Source organism: Microbacterium sp. (genome assembly GCF_044508325.1).
Taxonomy (GTDB): Bacteria; Actinomycetota; Actinomycetes; order Actinomycetales; family Microbacteriaceae; genus Microbacterium.
The window spans coordinates 204,052-223,047 of record NZ_JBIQHX010000003.1; the positions used below are offsets into that span (position 1 = coordinate 204,052).

Genomic DNA, 18,996 nt, shown 5'->3' on the forward strand with positions numbered 1-18,996 from the left:
CGACGGCGTGTGGCCGGGTTCCGTCGCCATCCCCTCGGCAGCAACCAGTACGCATCCCCGCGCCGCCACGTCAGCGCCGACGACCATCCATGCGGAGCCACACCAGAATCGCCGCCGCCACCACTGCCACCGCGCCTGCCATCGCCAGGGCAGCAACAAGCGCGAGCTTGCCCGCCGACGTGTCCAGCGCAGGAGGACCCGCAGTGGTGTCGAGCATGCCCAGGGCGGTGATGAGCGCTGTGGTCACGTCTGACACGGTGCCTCCCGGGGTCTTGTCGCGCTGCGCTGTGCCCGCGTGCCGACCAGACTTCCCGGCTCACCGCTTCCACTGTACTGCGACAGCTGATCACGACTCGTAGACATCCGGGACACCGTCGCCGTCGGCATCCACATTTTCTGCGACGGTGATCCTGCGGTATCGGCGGTTGCGGGTGACGAGCAGGATCGCGGCGAATGCAGCGGCGATGACGGAGGCGAGAAGGATCGCCACCTTCGCATGGTCCTGGTGAGGATCGGCCGCAGCGAAGCTGAGCTCGGTGACCAGCAGCGAGACGGTGAAGCCGATCCCGGCGAGGAGTCCGACTCCGGCGATATCCACCCATCTCAGACTCGGGGCGAGGCGGATGCCGCGGATGCGGGTGGTGATCCAGGTGGCGGCGAGGATGCCCACCGGTTTGCCCACGACCAGTCCGACGAGGATGCCGACGGTCACCGGGTCGGTCAGCGCCGCTATGAATCCCTCCGGCCCGCCGACGGCGACCCCGGCGGAGAAGAAGGCGAACACCGGGACCGCGAACCCCGCCGACAGCGGCCGGAACCGATGCTCGAAGACTTCCGCCAGACCCGCGTCATCGGGGTCGACCTCGTCGCGTCGGCGGTGCCGGACCGGGATGGTGAATCCGAGGAGCACCCCGGCGATGGTGGCGTGGATCCCGGAGGCGTGCACGAACGCCCAGGCGACCATGCCGATGGGAAGGAGGATCAGCCAGGCGGCAGCGGGCCGGAGGTGGAAGAAGCGCCGATACAGCTGGGCAAGGGTTCCATAGAGCGCGATCACGGCGAGACCGATCAGCAGCGGCGGGATGACGATGGTCTCCGTGTAGAAGACCGCGATGATCACGATCGCAATGAGGTCGTCGACGACGGCGAGGGTGAGCAGGAAGATTCGGAGCGACCCGGGCAGGTGTGATCCGATGAGCGCGAGCACGGCCACCGCGAAGGCGATGTCCGTGGCTGTCGGGATCGCCCACCCGCGCAGCAGCTCTGGCGCCTGCGCCGCGATGGCCGTATAGAACAGCGCGGGGACGACGACGCCTCCGGCCGCCGCGGTGATCGGCACGATCGCGGTGCGGAAGCGACGGAGGTCGCCCGCGACGAACTCGCGCTTCAGTTCCAGGCCGACCAGGAAGAAGAAGATCGCCAGGAGGCCGTCGGCCGCCCAGGCGCCGAGGCTCAACTGCAGGTGCCACGGCGCGTACCCGACCTCCAGGTCCCGCAGCCAGAAGTATCCGGCCGCCCAGGGCGAGTTCGCCCATACGATCGCCGAGACCGCCATCAGCACGAGCAGAGCCCCGCCGACGGTCTCCTTGCGCAGCAACGAGCCGATGCGCAGCGCCTCGGCGTAGCTGCCGCGGCTGGGGAAGATCCCCCCGTCGCGAACGGCGTCGGCGGCGGGACTGCGGTCGATGGGTGCCATGCGGTCTCCGGGGTCGATCGGTCACGATGTCGACCAGACTTCCCGACGCACCGCACCCAAGCTTACGGGGACGTCCGCACCGGAAGTCGGCGATGCGGCCCCGCAACGGACTGCAGCCGCGTATGATCGACACCTGTTCGCGATGCGGACGAGGTGTGCCGGGAAGACTGGTCGGCGGCAAGAACGCGATGACCCGACCGAAAGGCGACCTGATGAACGCCACCTACCTCGTGCGCGGCGATGACCTCACCGTCCTGCATCCGCTCGCCGTCCGCCAAGCACCCGCATCCACATCGCCTCGCGCACTGATCTGGGGCGTCGACTTGCGTGAGTCCCCATCGCGAATGGCTGCCAAGCGCGAACTGCGGCAGGCGTGCCGTGATGCGTACACCTACGCCAAGTCGTGGCCCTCCGTCGTACACGTCGTCGTCGCCTACGCACAGAGCGCGGGACTGCCCTCGGGCGCGTGCTTGGCCACCGCGGCGCACTCCGCCAGCCGGGCGCACGCCGAGATCGAGCGGTCGCGTGGCCGGTATGTCGACGTCGTCGTGCTCGATGTCACGGGCTGCGAGAGCGGTGAACTGCTGCGCGACCGCGTCATGGAGGCGATCAGCACCCGCCCCGGTGCGGCCGGGGACGCCGCCCTGCCCTGGGAGGACCTCACCGCGCACACCATCCACGAAGCCGCGATGCAACAGACGTACTGACTGCGGGGTACCGCCCCTCACCGGGCGAGCAGTCTCGCCAGCCAGTCCACGCGCGCGGCACGGGCCCGCTGCGACACGGGCGCCTCCGGCGCGTAGGCCGTGAAGCCATGGAATGCGCCGGGCCACACGTGCAGCTCCGCGTCGCCGCCGTCGGCCCAGATGCGCCGCGCGAACGACACCGCCTCGTCGCGGAAGGTCTCCGCCGCGCCGACGTCGACGAACGTCGGCGGCAGGTTCCCCAGATTCCCGGCCCGCGCCGGAGCCGCGTACGCGGGCACATCATCGCCACCCTGAGCGTCGCCGAGCAGCGCGCGCCATCCCGTCTCGTTCGACGACCGATCCCACACCCCGAGACGCTCCATCTGGCGGGCGGACGCCGTGTCGTTCCGGTCATCGAGCATCGGCGCCATGAGCATGAGGCCCGCTGCGGACGGCATGCCACGGTCCCGAGCCATGAGCGCCGCCCCGGCCGCCAAGCCGCCCCCCGCACTGGCGCCTGCGACGATCACCCGGCCCGACGGGCACCCGAGCAGGGCGGTGCGGGCGATCGTCCACTGGATCGCGGTGTGGCAGTCCTCGACCGGCGCGGGATGCGGCGCCTCCGGCGCGAGTCGGTAGTCCGGCGACACGACCGCGAGCGCCAGCCCGTCTGCCCAATCGAGGATCTCGTCGATCCCGTTGCGGCTGTCGCCGGCGACCATTCCGCCGCCGTGCAGGTAGCAGATCACGGCGCGGGCGCTGCGGCCGCGCGGGCGGCAGATGAGCAGGGGAACCTGCGGTGCACCGTCCGCACCCGGCGCGGCGGAGCGGTCGAGCTCGAAGCGGCCTCCGCGCGTCAGCTCGCCGTCGTCGGGCGCCGAGATGGCGGGGTTGGCCCGGCGCAGTTCCGGGATGTACTCCGCGGTCACCGCATCCGGGGGCAGCACCCGTCCGATCTCCGTGAGGGCCGGGAGGAGGTCCGGATCGAACGGTGGAGGAGGGCCGATCCGGTCCTTGCCGGATGCGCGACCGGGGGCCGCGGTCACCGCGCCCGCCCCAGGTCGGCGACCCGACCGACCGCCGCGCGACGCACCGCGTCGCCGATCACGCGAGCGGCCCAGCGCAGGTCGTCCGGATCGTGCGCGGCCGACACCTGCAGTCGCAGGCGTGCCTGTCCTCGCGCGACCACCGGGTGGGTCAGCGGCACCACCAGCATCCCCTCGTCCCGCAGGCGGGACGCGGTCGCGCGCGCGACTTCCTCGTCGCCGAGGATGATCGGGATGATGGGATGCTGTCCGTCGGCGACCTCCGCCCCGCACCGGCGCAGCTCCTCCCGCAGGAGGGCGACGTTCTCCCGCAGGCGCGTGAGGGGCGCCTCATCGCGCTGCAGCATCCTCAGGACGTGGCGCGCGCCCTCCGCGTATGCCGGCGGAAGCGCGTTCGAGAAGAGGTAGGGCCGGGACGTCTGGCGCAGCGCTGCGATCAGCTCGCTGCGTCCGCTGATGAATCCGCCCAGACCGCCGAGTGCCTTCCCGAATGTCCCGGTGATCAGGTCCACCCGCCCCTCGACCCCGCACCCGGAGATCGCCCCCTGTCCCAGCGGGCCGAGCACGCCGACGCCGTGCGAATCGTCGACGATCAGCAGCGCATCGAATCGGTCGGCGAGGTCGCACAGTCGAGGCAGGTCCGCGACCTCGCCGTCCATCGAGAAGACGCCGTCGGTCACGATGAGGATGCGCCGCGCATCCCCGGCGTCCTCGAGCAGCCGACGCAGTTCACGCAGGTCGCGGCTGGGGTAGGTCGCCCGCCGCGCGCGACTGAGCCGGATGCCGTCGATGATGGACGCATGATTGTGCGCGTCGGAGAGGATGAGGTCCTCCGGGCCGGCCAAAGCGTCGAACAGCCCGGCGTTGGCGTCGAAGCAGGAGGTGAAGAGCATGCTCGCCGGCGTTCCGAGGAATGCGCTGAGCTCCGCCTCGAGCGCGACGTGGGGTGCGAAGGTTCCGGAGATGATCCGCCCCGCCGCCGCGCCCAGTCCCCAGCGCTCCTGAGCCGCGACGACGGTCGCGTGCAGGAGCGGGTCGCCGGCGAGCCCGAGGTAGTCGTTGGAGCAGAGATTCAGCACGTCGCGCCCGTCGGGGAGGACGACGCGCGGCCCCTGCCTGCTGCCCAGCGGCACCTCCTCGATGGTCCGGCGGCGGGCGGCGCGGCCGGCCGATTCCTCGTCCAGCTGCCGGGCGATGTGCGGTGCCAGCGTCATGTCATCAGCTCCCCGCCGTTGATGTCCAGTGCGGCTCCGGTGACGTAGCCCGCGCGGTCGCTGACCAGGTACGAGACCAGTGCCGCCACCTCCCACGGCTGTCCGAGGCGGGGCACCGGCAGCGACCCGGCGTACGCGTCGAGATCGAGGTCTCCTGCCAGGGACCGTGCCATCTCGGTCTCGAACAGACCCGGGCACACGGCGTTGACGGTGATCCCGGACGGACCCAGCTCCTTGGCGAGAGCACGGGTCAGACCGAGCACCCCGGCCTTGGCCGTGGTGTAGTGCACTCCGGCCAGAGTCGAGACGTTCTTGCCGGCGGTGGAGGAGAAGTTGATGACGCGGCCGAATCCCGCCGCGCGCATGTCGGGCAGGAACGCCTGGGTCATCAGGAACGACCCGGTCAGGCTGACATCCAGGACGTGACGCCACTCGTCCAGACTGATCTGCGCGAACCGCGAAGCGCGCGCGACCCCGGCGGCGTTGACGAGGATCGCCACCGGCCCCCATCTCTCCGCGACCTGCTCGCGTGATCGCGTCACGTCCGCGGGCACCGTCACGTCGGCGCGGAACCACGCAAGCTGGGGTGGGTGGTCGCCCGGCGCCGGTGGGAACAGATCCACCGCGGCGACCCGGTATCCGTCCTCCAGGAGGGCACGGGCGCACGCCGCCCCGAGGTTCCCCCGCGCTCCGGTGACGACCGCCACTCGCGGGGCGCCGGCGACGGGCGGGTCGACGACCTCCGGCGCGGGCATCATGACCGCACCCCGACGGTCGTGCCGGTGAGGTCCTCGACCGGGACGTAGCCGAAGTCGTAGCCGAACGCGTCCGGGCCGACCACCGCCAGCGCGTCCGCGCTGCGATAGCGCGGGTCGCAGGGGGCGGCTGCCACCGTCACCCGCGCTCCGAAGCGCAGCTGCTCGGTGGTCACCGGCTCGCCCGAGCGGGTGTCGAACACCATGATGAGATCCGGCGTCACCGCGGCTAGGCGCGGGGGTGCCGCAGTCGTGGTGTCGCGCATCAGCGCGACGAGATGCTCGTTCTGGCTTCGCAGGACGCACTCCTGATCGGCGTCGGCGCCGAGTCCGCGCATCGTCGCGGTGAGGTGGGTGAAGCCTCCGGTGGTGCGGGTTTCGACATCCACCACCTTGCCGTCGAACAGCCGCGTCCCGTCGATGAGCGCGAGGGCGGCGTCGATCGGGTCGGCGTGCTCGCGGCGCGCGGCGCGGACCGCCTGGCCGAGCCGCTCGGCCAGGCTGACGCTGTGCTCGACGATTGCCGATCGCAGGCGCGAGCCCCCGACCCCGGACAGCGCCATCAGCGCGGACGCGCCCATCTCCACGCACATCGTGCGCGCGAGCCGTTCCGTGTGCTGATCGTCGCGCCCGCGGAAGACCACTGTGCTGCCCCACTCGTCGCCCATCACCAGAGGGCTGGTCGGCACGCCGGCGATGGAGGAGAGCAGCATCGGCAGCTGCGGGAAGGCGCGGCCCATCATGTCCGCATCCACCATCGGCAGCCGCAGCACCGCGGCCGCGGCGATCGGGATGAGCGCGGCGATGCCCCCGATCTCCGCCGGCATGACGTGACTGACGGGCCGGCCGTGCGCGGCGGCGAAGCCCTCGACGATCGCCGGCAGGGGATGCAGCGAGGGAAGCTTCTCCTTGGCGACCGCGGGGGCGCCCATCATCGCGATCGGGGCAACGAAGCCCTCGGGATCCACCTCGGCGGGATCCAGCAGCGGCACCGGGCCGTGCTCGCGGATGGCGCTGCGTGCCATGAGCATCCCCAGCTGCGGGTCTCCCCCGCCCCCGGTCCCGAGTATCGCCGCTCCCACGGCGATGTCGGCCACCGCCGTCTCATCGATGCAGCGCATGAGCCACCTCCGGCGCGATCGTGCCCACTGCGCGGGCCTTGAATCTGGTCTGGGCGTCGGGCAGATAGGCCATCGCCACTTCCTCGACATCGACGATCTGCACCGTGTCGGGGTCCGCTCCCGCAGCGACCGCCTGTTCCGTCGCGGCGGCGGTGACCTGCGCGATCGCCTCGTCCCGGGAGATGCGTGCGAGCGACAGGATGCGCTCGCACGTGCCGCCGACCTGCGCGATCGCGGCGCCGACGGCGTTGGCGACCTCGAAGTGCGGCGGCCGGTGCACCTCGGCCACGCCGGGCAGACTGTCGCCGAGCAGGATGCTCCCGCCGCCGACGATCACGACCGGCAGGGGTGCGGCGCTGGTGCGCATCCGATCGGCGGCGTCGGCGATCGCGTGGTCGATGTGATCCAGGATGGCGCGGGCCTCGGCCGCACCGAGGTCCCCGACGAGGGCACGCTCACCGACGTCGGCGCGGCCGCCCGCGACGGCGACGTCGGTGGCCGTCAGCGTGTCTCCGCCGAAGACGAGGGCGCGATCACGGAGGCGGTATCCGACACTGCCGGGGCCGACCGCCGGGGCGGCTCCCGGGCGGACGAGGCTGCCGCCGCCGATGCCGAGCGAGAGGACGTCGGGGAGCCGGAAGTTCGTGCGCACCCCGCCGACGAGGGCCTCACTGCCGCTCTCCTGGGGGAAGCCGCCGCGGATGACGCCGATGTCGGTCGTCGTGCCGCCGATGTCGACGATGATCGCGTCGGTGAGCGCAGACAGGAAGGCCGCTCCCCGCATGGAGTTCGTGGGGCCCGAGGTGAACGTGGCCACCGGATGGCTCTCGATGTACTCCATGGTCGCGAGAGTGCCGTCGTTCTGGCTCACGTACACCGGGCACTCCAGCTCGGAGTCCGCCACCGCCGCCGCGAACCCGCGTGCGACCTTCTGGGCGAGCGGCCGCAGCGCGGCATTGACGATCGTGGCGTTCTCGCGTTCCAGCAGGCCCACCCGCCCCACCTCGTGCGACAGGCTGACCATCGCCTCGGGCATCGCCTCCGCGAGGATCTCCGCCACGCGTCGCTCGTGGCGAGGATCGATCGGAGAGTGCACGGCACTGACCGCGATCGAGCGGATGCCGTCGGCCATCAGCTGCGCCGCGGCATCCCTGATCTCCTCCTCGACGACCCCGGCGATCGGCCTGCCGTCGAACTCGACGCCCCCGTGACACAGGAACACGCGGGTGCGGAGTCTGTCCCGCACCTCGTCCGGCCAGTCCGCCATGGGCGGAACGGCCTGGGTGGCCGGCAGCCCGAGGCGGATCACACCCACCGGGCACAGTCCGTCGCCGTGCACGAAGGCGTTGGTGAAATGCGTCGTGCCGATCATGACGGCGGTGACGTCCTCGGGGAGAGCCCCCCGAGCGCGGAGCAGCTCCGCGAGCACCGCCCTGATGCCGGAGGTGATGTCCTCGGTGGTCGGACTCTTGGTCTTCGCGAGGACGACGCCGTCGTCCAGGAGAACACCGTCCGTGTTCGTGCCCCCGACATCGATGCCGATCCTCATGGCTGCGTCCTCGTCATCCCCGTCCGTGTCGTCACCGGCCCATCACCGCCATCAGCTCTTCGAAGCCGGCCACGGGCTTGCGCGGGGGCGACGGGTAGCTGCGCACCGAGGGCGCGAGCCCGATGCCCGCCAGCGCCTGTGCGACCGAGAAGGTCGCGGCGATCGGGTCGATGACCGGGATGGGGGTGCGACCGGTGGCGGCGAGGTGGTCCTGCAGCATGCGCGCCCAGCCGCGCATCCCCGTGCAGCCGAGGATGATCGCGTGGGCGCCGTCCTCGTCGTGTGCGAGTTCCGCCTGCCGCTGCAGTCGCTCCCGCAGCAGCTCTTCGGCACCCAGCTCCAGGACGGGGACGTCGACCGTGCGGATGGAGTTGACCTGGTCGGTCATCCCGTATCGGCGCACCAGATCGTGGAAGATGCCCTCGACGGATGCGCCCGTGGTCAGGATCGAGAAGTTCAGCGCCATCAGCGCGGCGACATGCATCGAGGTCTGACCGGGTCCGAATACCGGAATGCGCGCGATCTCGCGGGCGGCGCCGAGCCCGGGGTCGCCCATGCAGTCGATGATGACGGCGTCCGCTCCGGACTCCTGCGCGTCGAGCACGCCGCGCAGCACCTCCGGGACCGCGATCGCCTCGTCGAACTGCGACTCGATCGAGGCCGGTCCGTCCTGCAGGATCGAGACGCTCACCTCGGTTCCCGGCGCGGCGTAGTCGGTGAAGTCCTCGACCCGGGACAGGCCCGGTGTCGTGATCGGGGCCACGATGTGGATGCGCATGGATGTCTCCTGACTCGACGGTGGATGGGGTCGGATGCCGCGGCTCACGTGCGCCGTCGCGTCCAGGCATCCACGGCGACGGCGCCGAGGATTATCAGCCCCTTGAGGATGTCCTGGTAGGTGGGTGGCACCTGCAGCAGGTTGAACCCGTTGCCGATGAGCGCGAGGAGCAGCACGCCCAGGACGGTCCGCCACACCGCGCCCTCGCCGCCCCAGATCGACGTTCCCCCGACGACGATCGCGGCGATCGCGCTCAGAGCGAGCGTGGCACCGGTGTCGGCCTGCCCGGTCGACACCTGCGACGCGGCCAGCACGCCGGCGAGCCCCGCCGCGAAGCCGGAGAGCGTGTACGTGACGGTGCGCACGAGGCCGACCTTGATCCCGGAGAGCCTCGCGGCGTCCGGATTGCCGCCCGAGGCGTAGATGTGGCGCCCGAAGGTCGTGAACGCGAGCACGAGCCCGCAGATCAGGGCGAACGAGAGCCAGATGATGGTCTGGAACCGGATGCCGCCGACCTCGCCGCGACCGAGCGCCTGGAAGGCGGGGTCGGCGACGGAGACGAGGTATCCGCCAGTCAGCGCGAAGGCGACGCCGCCGATGACGATGGATGACGCGAGAGTCGCCACCAGCGGGTTGATCCGCCCGAAGGTCGTCACGAGCCCGTTGAGCAGTCCGACGAAAGCGCCGACGAGGACGCCCGCACCCAGTGCGAGCGGAATGGGCAGCGTCGCGGCGCATTGGGCGGCGACGACCCCGGCGAGGGCGAAGGTCGCCCCGACCGACAGGTCGAATCCGCCGGAGATCAGCAGCAGCGTTCCGGCGACGGCGATGAGGCCGATCGCCGTCGACTGGAACAGCAGGTTCCCGATGTTCTGGGCGCTGAAGAAGACCGGGCTGGCGATGCTGAGGAAGATGATGAGCGCGACGAACCCGTAGACGATCCCGAAGTTGCGCAGCGAGAGCGAGGTGACCAGGCGCTGCATCCCGGTCCTGGTGGTCACGGGCGCCGCCGGCTCGCCGGTCTCGCGCACGAGGGTGTCGGTTGCTGTCATGCTGCCACTCCTTCTGCTCCGAACGCCGTGTGCAGGAGCACGCTCTCATCCATCGCGTCGGCCGCGAACTCACCCGCGATCCGGCCGCTGCGCATCACATAGACCCGGTTCGACAGGCCCTGGATCTCCTCGATCTCGGAGGAGACCATGAGAACGCCCATCCCCTCGGCGGCCAGTGAGCGGATCAGTTCGTAGATGGTGCGCTTCGCGCCGACGTCGACTCCTCGGGTCGGCTCGTCGACCATCAGGACGGCGGGCCGCCGCACCAGCCACTTCGCGAACATCGTCTTCTGCTGGTTGCCCCCCGACAGCGCCGATACGGGCTGGTCGAGCGACGCGCCGCGGATGTCGACCCGGGATGCCGCGCCGCGCGAGGCCCGCGACTCGCCGCGCGCCGTCATCCAGCCGGCGCGGCTGAGGAACGAGAGGTTGGGCAGCACGATGTTGCGCCGGATGGAAGCCCCGACCAGAAGGCCGTCGTCCTTGCGCGACTCGGGCAGCATCGCGATCCCGGCGCGCATGGCATCGCCCGGCCGCGCCACCCGAACCTCCTTGCCGGCGACCTCGATGATCCCGGAATCGGCCGGTTCCGCCCCGAAGATCGTGCGGAGCAATTCGGTGCGACCGGATCCCACCAGACCTGCCACGCCGACGATCTCGCCGGCGCGCACCTCGAGCGAGACGTCCCGCACCGCGTCCCCGCGGCTGAGCCCCCGCACCGAGAGGACAGGGGGTGCGGTCTCATCGACGGTGAGACGCTCGGGGAACACGTCGTCCAGCGTCCGATCGAGCATGCTCGTCACCAGCGAGGGCACCGTCTCTTCCTGCGCGGGCGAGGTGCGCACGAGGCGCCCGTCGCGCAGGACCGTGACGGTGTCGGCGATCGAGAGCACCTGGTCGAGGAAGTGGGAGACGAACACGACGGTGGTCCCGTTGCGGCGGAGCCCACGGACGACCTCGAGCAGACGGTCCGCCTGCTCGGTGCTCAGCGCGGCGGTCGGCTCGTCCATCACGATCAGGTTCGCGCCGCGGGCCAGGGCTCGCAGGATCTCGAGCTTCTGCTGCTCGGCGACCCGCAGCGACCCGGCACGTGCGTGCGGGTCGAGCGAGAATCCAGCGGATTCGCACAGCGCATCGAACTTCTCCCGCTGCGCCCGGCGGTCCACGATTCCCGCGCGCGCGATCGAGTTGCCGAGGAAGACGTTCTCCACGACGGACAGCTGCGGCACGAGCGAGAGCTCCTGGGCGATGATCGTGATGCCGTCGGCGAGGGCCCCGCCGGGCGAGCGGTACGAGACCGCCCGCCCGTCGACCGTCATGGTGCCCGCGTCCGGAGCGTGGACGCCCGCGATCAGCCGCCCCAGCGTGGACTTGCCGGCGCCGTTCTCGCCGACCAGCGCGTGGATCCGGCCACGCTCGATCGTCAGGTCGATCCCGCTGAGGGCCTCGATGGCTCCGAAGCGCTTCCCGATGCCTCGCAGCTCGACATGCACATCCGTCGGAACCATCGGCTATCCGCTGTACTCGCCGACGAAGTCCGCGCCCTCGGGAGAGGACAGGGTCTCCAGGGTTGCGACGGGACCGAACGGCGACAGCGACGAGGAGTCGACGCTCGCCGGTACCGTCTCACCGCGCACGGCCTTGATGGCGTAGCTCGCGGCGTGGTATCCCTCCGACCAGGGCAGCAGCACGATGTTGGCCTGGATGACGCCGTCGCGGACGAGCTGGATGCCCTCCTTGGTGGCACCGGCCGAGATGATCGCGATGTCGTCGGACTTGCCCGCGGCGTCGATGGCCTGGACGATCCCGATGGTCATCTGGTCTCCCGGGCTCACCACGACGTCCACCTCGGGAAGCGCGAGCAGCACATCGGTCATCGCAGCCTCCGCGGGACCGGCCGAGTACTCGCCATCGGCGGAGGTCTGCACGGTGATGTTCGGATGCTTCTCGGTGACCGCGAGCGCGGCGTCCAGGCGGAGCTGCTCGGATCCCTGCGAGAAGCTGCCTGGCATGTAGACCACCAGGCAGGGGTCGATATCCTCACATGCGGCGACCGTGGCCTCGCCGAGCAGGGTGCCCTGGCTGGCCATGCTCTGAGCCACGACCGTGACCACACCGTCGACCTGGGGTTCGATGCTTCCCAGATCGGGCCCGATGTTGTTCCAGTCCGCGACGACGGTGATCCCGGCATCGACCGCGTCCTCGGTCACGCCCACGAGCGCCGCCCCGTTGACCGGCATCACGACGAACGCGTCGTACCGGCCCGTCGCGATGGCATCCTCCATCTGACTGATCTGCTTCGCCTGGTCGAACCCGGCGTCGAACACCGTCACCTCGGCGCCGAGCTCTTCGGCCGCCGCCTCGACTCCGGCCTGATTCGCCTGCGTGGCCGCATTCGCGGCGACGGGGTTGAAGAAGGCGATCTGGACGACCTCGGTGTCACCCCCCGGTTCCGTCGTCGGTGCAGTGCCCCCGCCTGCCGCGCAGCCGGCGAGCACAGCACCTGCGAATGCTGCGACACCGACGGCGACGCCTCGTCTGATCATCGTCACGGCTATGCCTCCACTTCGTCGTGGGGCCGGGAACTCCCGATCCCATACTGGGCAAATATGGACGGAGCAGACCCGATCTGTCAATCTTTTTTCCGAAAGTGGTATGTTTTTCTTACCAGTGGGCCCTTTCGCTTCCGGTGAGGCGAGGAGGATCATGGCTTTCGAGCCGCTCGACCGCGAAGAGAAGGAACCGGGATGACGCACCAGATCAGTCGCATCCCTCCCATCCGCACATTCGAGCGGGTGATCGACGAGATCGTCAGCGGCATCCGCCTCGGCGAACTCGACGTCGGCGACCACATCCCCAGCGAGCGCGAGCTCGCCACGGCGATGGGCATCAGCCGTCCGACTCTCCGAGAGGCGATCAAGGTCCTCGTCGATCTCGAGGTGCTCGAGATCCGCAAGAGCAGCCAGCCCGGGATCTACGTGCGCTCGACCCACCTCCCCCGCGAGCTGCTGCGCTCGAAGGTGGACGTGCGCGTGGACGAGGTGCGCAGCGTGCTCGAGGCGCGGCGGCTCTTCGAACCCCGCGTCGCGCACCTGGCCGCCGCCAACGCCGAGCAGCGCGACTTCGAGCGGATGCAGGCGACGATCGACACGCAGCGCCGGATGCTGGAAGACGGCACCTACGAGCGGGAGCCCGACCGGTTCACGGTGCAGGACGTCCACTTCCACACGCGCATGGCGGGTGCCACGCACAACTCCACGGTCATCGCCCTGATGAACACGCTGCAGGGTCGCCTCGAGTTCGCGCGCGACCTGGTCCAGCACCAGCACGACGTCCCCTCGTGGGTGATCGACATCCATGAGCGGACGCTGCTGGCGATCATGAAGGCCGATCACGACCTCATCGAGGAGGTGATGGAGGAGCACATCCGAGAGCTCGAGGTGGCGTGGGAACGCAGCTTCAGAAGCACCTACGTCCGCCGGCTGCCCGAGTTCCTCATCCCCCGCGATGAGCGCGAGGGCGAGGTGTCGGCGTCGGCGACGCGGGAGTGATCGCTGCGGACGGTGCGCCGGCGGCCGGTCGAGTCCACCGGCGCGCGGCGACGGTAGGCTCTGGCCATGGAGATCCGTCAGCTCCGCTACGCGGTGCTGCTCGACGAACACCGTCACTTCGGCAAGGCAGCCCGCGCAGCGTACATCACACAGCCTGCCTTCAGCCAGCAGATCGCCGCCCTGGAACGTGCTCTGGGCGTGGCCCTCTTCGAACGCAGTCCGTCCGGAACCACCCCCACCGCCGCCGGTGAGACGTTCCTGGAGCACGCGCGAGGACTGCTCAGCGGACTGCGCGTGCTCGAAGAGGACATGCGGTCGATCGCGGAAGGCAACGAGGGCGTGCTCCGGGTCGGCATGTTCGGTGCGGGGGCGGGCGAGATCACGCCGCTGCTCATCGACGCGTACCGGTCGATGTTCCCTCGGGTCGAGATGGCCTTCCACGAGCTTTCGATGACCCGGCAGTTCGACGAGCTGCGCAACGGGATCGTGGACGTCGCGATCGTCCACCCGCTGTGCGAGAGCGACGACATCGACTTCGATGTGCTGTTCACCGAGCCGCGCTTCGCCGCCGTCTCGGTGCGGAACGAGCTCGCCGACGCACCGAGCGTCGCCGTGAAGGACCTGGTGGGCCTGCCGTTCGTGCTCGCCGGGACCGGAACGCCGGGACCGTGGCGGAGCTTCTGGGCCTACGGCGAGAGCTCGGCCGCGACGCGGCGGGCGAAAGCAGAGATGCAGTCGATTGCGGAAGGCCTGTCGGCGGTCGCCTACCTCGATGTGGTCGACACGGTCCCGGCCACCGTCACCCGGTACCACCGGCATCCCGGCGTCGCGTTCGTGCCGGTCGAGGACGCGACGTACTCGTCGGTCGCCGTCGCCCGCCGCGCGAACGAGACCCGGCCGCTCGTGCAGGCGTTCTGCCAGGTCGCCGACCGCGTCGCGCACGAGCATCACGCGGTCGTCCCCGGCGCGGTCCGCCCCGGCATGCCCGGACCCTGACCACGGCGCCCACGCCGTGGCCCGGCCTCAGGGTTTCGTGCCGTCCCGGAAGATCTCGAGTCGGATGCCGGTGAGCACGCCTGCGTTGCAGTCGTTCACGTCCGCAGCACAGGCCGACACCGCGACGATCACGTCCCGATCCGCGCGCAGATCGACGTGATCGCCGGCGCGGCTGGTGGGAGGGAGGATCGTCATCCGGTTGTCGTCTCCGATCCGGGTGTTCATGAACGCGTTGAACGGATCGGTCACCCGTTCATGACCGATGCCGTACGGTTCGAGTGCCTCCGCCAGATGCTCCCGGCATCCGGTCTTGCCGCTCACGCCGAACACCCGCTCGTACAGCATCTGATTGCACGGGCCGAAGAGGATGTCGTGGACCCCCACGGTGTCGTCCACCACCGTGAGCAGCGGTTCGCCGGCGGCGGTGAGCAGGCTGTCTCCGACCCGGACGTCCACCCTGTCGAGCAGGATGCGCGTGAAGCTCTGCGAGAACGCCTCGCGCTCGCCGTCGGCGGCGAAGGCGACGACGTCCGCGACCTGGCTGCCTTCGACATCGACCACGCGCAGGCGGTCGCCCTTCGCGAGCGTCACGGCTCGTCCGGATGCCGGGGGGATCTCGATCGTCTCGGTCGGTGTCGCTTCGACGCCCTCCCTCGTCATTTCGTCAGCTCACTCTCGTCGATGGGCTCATGCGCCGGCGGCTCGTCAGCCGCCCAGTCGGGGCGACGCGCCTTCTTCCAGACGAAGCCGATCAGTGCGGCGATGAGCAGCAGCCATGGCAGATACGGCACGAGCCCGCCGGCATCCATCGTCTGCAGCCCCCAGTTCGCGACCAGCAGCACCGCCTCGGCGGCGAGCGCGAGCGCCGCCAGCGCCGGAGCGACGATCGTCACCCAAGGGTTGGTCTCACGCCGGGTGCGCAGGAAGTAGGCGATGACCGCGGCGGACGTGATCGCCATCAGGCTGATGAGCCCGAGGCCACCCAGCGAGATCAGCCACGTGAACATGTCGTAGTAGGGGTGCGCGCCGGCGAAGAAGAAGATCAGGACGACGACGGCTGCGATCGCGGTCTGCACCATCGACGCGATGTACGGCGACCGGTGCCGCGGGTGCACCCGTTCCAGTGCGCTCGGCGCCCAGCCGTCGCGAGCGAGCGAGAACTGGTAGCGGGCGATCGCGTTGTGGAACCCCAGGTTGGTGGCGAAGGTGCTCACGATGAAGAGGATGAGCATCACCGCGACGCTCCACTCGCCGAGGTATGCCGCGGCGGCGCCGAAGACGAAGTTCCCGGGATCCTCGAGGGCGACTGCGGCCGCGTCGTCGACTCCCCAGGCCATCGCCAGCGACCACGACGTGAACATGTAGAAGGCCGCGATGATGAGGACCGCGACGATGGCAGCGCGCGGGATCGTCTTGCGCGGCTCACGCGCCTCCTCCGCGTAGATCGCGGTCGCCTCGAACCCGATGAACAGCAGGAACGCGAACATCAGGCCGATGGCGGGCGCGCCCTCCAGGAACGCGCCCACCGAGAAGGGTTCGAGGCTGAGCCCCTTCGCGCCCCCCTGGAACGCGATGGCGAAGTTCATCGCGAGGATGATCGCGACCTCGAGGACCACGGCGACACCGAGCACCTTGGCGCTCACGTCGATGTCGAAGTAGCCGAGGATCCCCATGACCGCGATGCCCGCCAGCACCCAGATGATCCAGGGCAGCTCGAACCCGAAGTACTCCGCCGTGAAGATGTTGCAGAAGAAGCCGAACGTACCCCAGATGGCGATCTGGAAGACGTTGTAGGAGAAGAACGCCACGTACCCGGCGGCGCGGCCCATCCGCAGACCGAGGCCCTTTCCGATGTACACGTAGAAGCCGCCGGCACTCTGGATGTGGCGACTCATCGCCATGTACCCGACCGTGAACAGGATCAGCACGACGGCGACGATGGCGAACGCGGTCGCAGTTCCGGATCCTGTGCCGAGCCCGAACGCGAGCGGCAGTGCGCCGATCGTTCCGGACATGGGGGCGACTGTGGCGATGATGAGGAAGACGATCGCTGCGAGACCGATCGAGTTCGGTCGCAACGTCTTCGTCGCAGGGGGAAGTTGAGCCATGGCCGACATCATCGCCCACGGTGCGGCCGCCGACGAGATCGGATGCCCTATCGGGTGATAGGAGCGGCCTATCGCTGTCGCCCCTCCGCGGCATCCTCTCCGACGAAGCAGGACCCGCGCCGCAACGCTGAGCACAAAACAAGAGAATCCCTGACAAGCAGGGATTCTCGTGGCGGTGACGGTGGAATTCAAACCCTTGCGTCGGACTGCCGTTGGCGACGACCCACCGAGTTTCGCCTTGATGTGGCGCGTTCACGAGTGCTTGGGAAGCCGGTCGGCGATGCTGGCTGTCGTTCGGATCTTCTCAAGTTCCCCTGACAAACTCGGCGATCGGCGTGCGCGAACGCTCGGACGCAAGATCTCGAGCGCGGCGCGCTCGTCTGTCCAGCCGCGCGGCGTCAGCCGCGCAGGACTTCGATCCCGCGGTCGAAGACTGCGTGAACAAGGACATCTCACTGTCCGGGCACTCTCGTGCAGCAGACCGCAGCCCGTCACGACCGCATCTGGGTCGCCCCGCGGACGGAGGTCACCGCGCGGTTCCTTGCCTGCCGCCGACTTTAGCGAGCCGCAGGTACAAGGACAGCAGCATGGACGGGTAGGAGGAGACACCATAGATGAAGCAGTCGAAGCCGAACTTGCAGACACGAAGAACGGGCACCCAGGCTCGAGGCGCTCCCGCGACGCACGCCAAACTCGGCGGGCCGAAGTCACAAGAGGAAGTCACCGAGGCTGTGCGCCACATGCAGCGGCGAGGGCAGATACCTTGTCCAGAAGTGGCACGCGTGCGAGGCACAGGTGCCTTCGGTTTTTTGAAGCTCGGACGGGTGCCCTCATTCCGACGCGAAACCGGGGAAATCTCTCTCAAATTCCCACTTAGATAATCCAAGTGGGAATCAGGGTGAGTAAACTTGCAGTTATGATCGACGATCGCGTCTCCTCCTGGCCGCCCCACGGCGTCGAAACCCTGCCATGGCAGCAGCAGGTCCGCGGCGGCATCCGCGAGGACCGGATGATGCGCTCCGTCGATGCGACCGTCCCGCCGTTCATCCGCGAGCTCGACTACATGCCGCCGCTTCCGGTGATGCTCGATACGGAGAATGCGTTGCTCGCGGTCGCCCAGGCCGACACGGACGCCGAGGGTCACTCTGCCGCCCTGAGCCGCTTCATGGTCCGCTCCGAGTCCGCCGCGTCGTCCAAGATCGAACGGATCAACGCGTCCGCCCGCGACTACGCCAAGGCCCTCGCGGGCAACAAGAGCAACGCGTCCGCCACCAGCATGGTCGCCGCCTCCGCGGCCCTCCACGAGCTGATCACCACCGTCGGCGAGACCGGACACTTCGACCTCGACTCGCTCAAGAGCGCCCACCGTGCGCTCATGGCCGACGATCCCACGGAAGCCGACTACGCCGGACGACTGCGCGACATGCAGAACTGGATCGGCGGCAGCGACCACTCCCCGCGCAACGCCCTCCACGTCCCCCCTGCGCCCGAGCGAGTCGAAGAACTCATGGACGACCTGATCGCCTACCTTGACCGGGACGACGTTCCCGTGATGACGCAGGCCGCGATCGGTCACGCCCAGTTCGAGTCCATCCATGCCTTCACCGACGGCAATGGCCGCATCGGCCGCGCCCTCGTCGCCGCCGTACTGCGTCGCCGGCGCGTTACACGTAACGCCGTCATTCCCCTCGCCAGCGGCCTGCTCGCAAGGCGCGACGACTACTTCGCCGCGCTCGGCCTCTACCGCCAAGGCGACCCGGCCCCGCTCATCCGCCTGTTCGCCCAGTCCGCCCGCGCGGCCGCCGAATGCTCCCGCGACACCATCGCCCGCTTGAAGGCGATGCCCGAGGAGTGGGCAGCCGAGCTGAAGCCGCGTGCGGGATCCGCTGCGGCCGCCCTCATCCAGGCGTTCTACGACCACCCCGTCATGCGGACCGACGACATCGAAGCCGTCGCCGCCTCCACCACGGCCGCCTACCGTGCGATCGACCAACTCGTCGACGCCGGTTTCATCGAGGAGATCACCGGCCGCAAGAAAAACCGCGTCTGGGCGGCATCCGAGGTGATGGCGGAGCTCGACGATCTCGACCGCCGAATCCAGGCGGCCATGCACGAAGGGAACGACAGTTGATGGTCGTCGAATGGATCTGGGAGAAGACACCGGACGGAACCAGCAGGTTCGTGCTGTCATACGGTGAAGTGGCCTGACGTTACGGGGTCTCCAAGACCCTGGTCCACAAGTTGCACCACCGGTGGCTCGACGAGGGAGACGAGGCTTTCGAACCCCGATCGCGCAGGCCCGCATCGAGCCCGACGCGCGACAACAGCTCCCAACGCAAAACGGTTGAACCCCCTAAACCGGGGGTTCAACCGTTCACGATGTCCCGAGACATCACATGGCGGTGACGGTGGGATTTGAACCCATGAGCCCGGTGTACTGCCTG

17 protein-coding genes are annotated in these 18,996 nt (G+C 69.5%); 4 read left to right on the plus strand and 13 right to left on the minus strand.

The window, feature by feature from the left end; all coding sequences use genetic code 11:
• Positions 1–70: 70 nt before the first annotated feature.
• Together ACIWQI_RS03975 and nhaA are read right to left on the minus strand one after the other, a co-directional pair.
• On the minus strand, positions 71–247 hold the full coding sequence (locus ACIWQI_RS03975) for a hypothetical protein (protein ID WP_396655813.1): 177 nt from the start codon (positions 245–247) through the stop codon (positions 71–73).
• A 99-nt stretch (positions 248–346) separates the two neighbouring features.
• Positions 347–1,696 (minus strand): Na+/H+ antiporter NhaA, encoded by a 1,350-nt coding sequence (nhaA, locus tag ACIWQI_RS03980; protein WP_396655814.1) that lies wholly within the window; start codon positions 1,694–1,696, stop codon positions 347–349.
• A gap of 212 nt (positions 1,697–1,908) precedes the next feature.
• Here nhaA and ACIWQI_RS03985 point away from each other — a divergent pair, with 212 nt between their 5' ends.
• Positions 1,909–2,403 (plus strand): hypothetical protein, encoded by a 495-nt coding sequence (locus ACIWQI_RS03985; RefSeq protein WP_396655815.1) that lies wholly within the window; start codon positions 1,909–1,911, stop codon positions 2,401–2,403.
• A 17-nt stretch (positions 2,404–2,420) separates the two neighbouring features.
• Here ACIWQI_RS03985 and ACIWQI_RS03990 read toward each other — a convergent pair whose 3' ends face one another.
• From ACIWQI_RS03990 to ACIWQI_RS04030, 9 genes are read right to left on the minus strand one after another with little or no spacing between them, the layout of a single operon-like run.
• Positions 2,421–3,428 carry an alpha/beta hydrolase gene (locus ACIWQI_RS03990; RefSeq protein WP_396655816.1) on the minus strand — a complete coding sequence of 336 codons (1,008 nt, stop codon included), beginning with the start codon at positions 3,426–3,428 and terminating at the stop codon, positions 2,421–2,423.
• Positions 3,425–4,642 carry an aminotransferase class I/II-fold pyridoxal phosphate-dependent enzyme gene (locus ACIWQI_RS03995; RefSeq protein WP_396655817.1) on the minus strand — a complete coding sequence of 406 codons (1,218 nt, stop codon included), beginning with the start codon at positions 4,640–4,642 and terminating at the stop codon, positions 3,425–3,427. Before ACIWQI_RS03995 ends, ACIWQI_RS03990 begins: the two co-directional genes overlap by 4 nt.
• Entirely contained in the window at positions 4,639–5,400 is a 762-nt protein-coding gene (locus ACIWQI_RS04000) for an SDR family NAD(P)-dependent oxidoreductase (RefSeq protein ID WP_396655818.1), read from the minus strand. Before ACIWQI_RS04000 ends, ACIWQI_RS03995 begins: the two co-directional genes overlap by 4 nt.
• Positions 5,397–6,518 (minus strand): DUF917 domain-containing protein, encoded by a 1,122-nt coding sequence (locus ACIWQI_RS04005; protein ID WP_396655819.1) that lies wholly within the window; start codon positions 6,516–6,518, stop codon positions 5,397–5,399. Before ACIWQI_RS04005 ends, ACIWQI_RS04000 begins: the two co-directional genes overlap by 4 nt.
• Positions 6,502–8,067: a hydantoinase/oxoprolinase N-terminal domain-containing protein gene (locus ACIWQI_RS04010; protein ID WP_396655821.1), complete on the minus strand. Its 1,566-nt coding sequence runs from the start codon at positions 8,065–8,067 to the stop codon at positions 6,502–6,504. Before ACIWQI_RS04010 ends, ACIWQI_RS04005 begins: the two co-directional genes overlap by 17 nt.
• 31 nt (positions 8,068–8,098) lie before the next feature.
• Positions 8,099–8,845, minus strand: a complete 747-nt coding sequence (locus ACIWQI_RS04015; RefSeq protein ID WP_396655822.1) for an aspartate/glutamate racemase family protein — start codon at positions 8,843–8,845, stop codon at positions 8,099–8,101.
• Between the two features lie 44 nt (positions 8,846–8,889).
• Positions 8,890–9,897, minus strand: a complete 1,008-nt coding sequence (locus ACIWQI_RS04020) for an ABC transporter permease (protein ID WP_396655823.1) — start codon at positions 9,895–9,897, stop codon at positions 8,890–8,892.
• Positions 9,894–11,405: a sugar ABC transporter ATP-binding protein gene (locus ACIWQI_RS04025; protein WP_396655824.1), complete on the minus strand. Its 1,512-nt coding sequence runs from the start codon at positions 11,403–11,405 to the stop codon at positions 9,894–9,896. The genes ACIWQI_RS04020 and ACIWQI_RS04025 overlap by 4 nt, the downstream gene beginning before the upstream one ends.
• Positions 11,406–11,408: 3 nt before the next feature.
• Positions 11,409–12,443 (minus strand): sugar ABC transporter substrate-binding protein, encoded by a 1,035-nt coding sequence (locus ACIWQI_RS04030; protein ID WP_396655825.1) that lies wholly within the window; start codon positions 12,441–12,443, stop codon positions 11,409–11,411.
• Positions 12,444–12,644: 201 nt separating this feature from the next.
• On the opposite strand from ACIWQI_RS04030, the gene ACIWQI_RS04035 reads away from it, so the two are divergent.
• Together ACIWQI_RS04035 and ACIWQI_RS04040 are read left to right on the plus strand one after the other, a co-directional pair.
• Positions 12,645–13,448 (plus strand): FadR/GntR family transcriptional regulator, encoded by an 804-nt coding sequence (locus tag ACIWQI_RS04035; protein WP_396655826.1) that lies wholly within the window; start codon positions 12,645–12,647, stop codon positions 13,446–13,448.
• Positions 13,449–13,514: 66 nt separating this feature from the next.
• Positions 13,515–14,444: a LysR substrate-binding domain-containing protein gene (locus ACIWQI_RS04040; protein ID WP_396655827.1), complete on the plus strand. Its 930-nt coding sequence runs from the start codon at positions 13,515–13,517 to the stop codon at positions 14,442–14,444.
• 27 nt (positions 14,445–14,471) lie between these two features.
• Here ACIWQI_RS04040 and ACIWQI_RS04045 read toward each other — a convergent pair whose 3' ends face one another.
• Together ACIWQI_RS04045 and ACIWQI_RS04050 are read right to left on the minus strand one after the other, a co-directional pair.
• Positions 14,472–15,104 carry a DUF1989 domain-containing protein gene (locus tag ACIWQI_RS04045; RefSeq protein WP_396655828.1) on the minus strand — a complete coding sequence of 211 codons (633 nt, stop codon included), beginning with the start codon at positions 15,102–15,104 and terminating at the stop codon, positions 14,472–14,474.
• A complete protein-coding gene (locus tag ACIWQI_RS04050) occupies positions 15,101–16,552 on the minus strand; it encodes an APC family permease (protein ID WP_396655829.1) in 1,452 nt (483 codons plus the stop codon). Before ACIWQI_RS04050 ends, ACIWQI_RS04045 begins: the two co-directional genes overlap by 4 nt.
• 916 nt (positions 16,553–17,468) lie before the next feature.
• Here ACIWQI_RS04050 and ACIWQI_RS04055 point away from each other — a divergent pair.
• Positions 17,469–18,683, plus strand: coding sequence for a Fic family protein (locus tag ACIWQI_RS04055; RefSeq protein ID WP_396655830.1), 1,215 nt, complete (start codon positions 17,469–17,471; stop codon positions 18,681–18,683).
• Positions 18,684–18,996 lie beyond the last annotated feature (313 nt).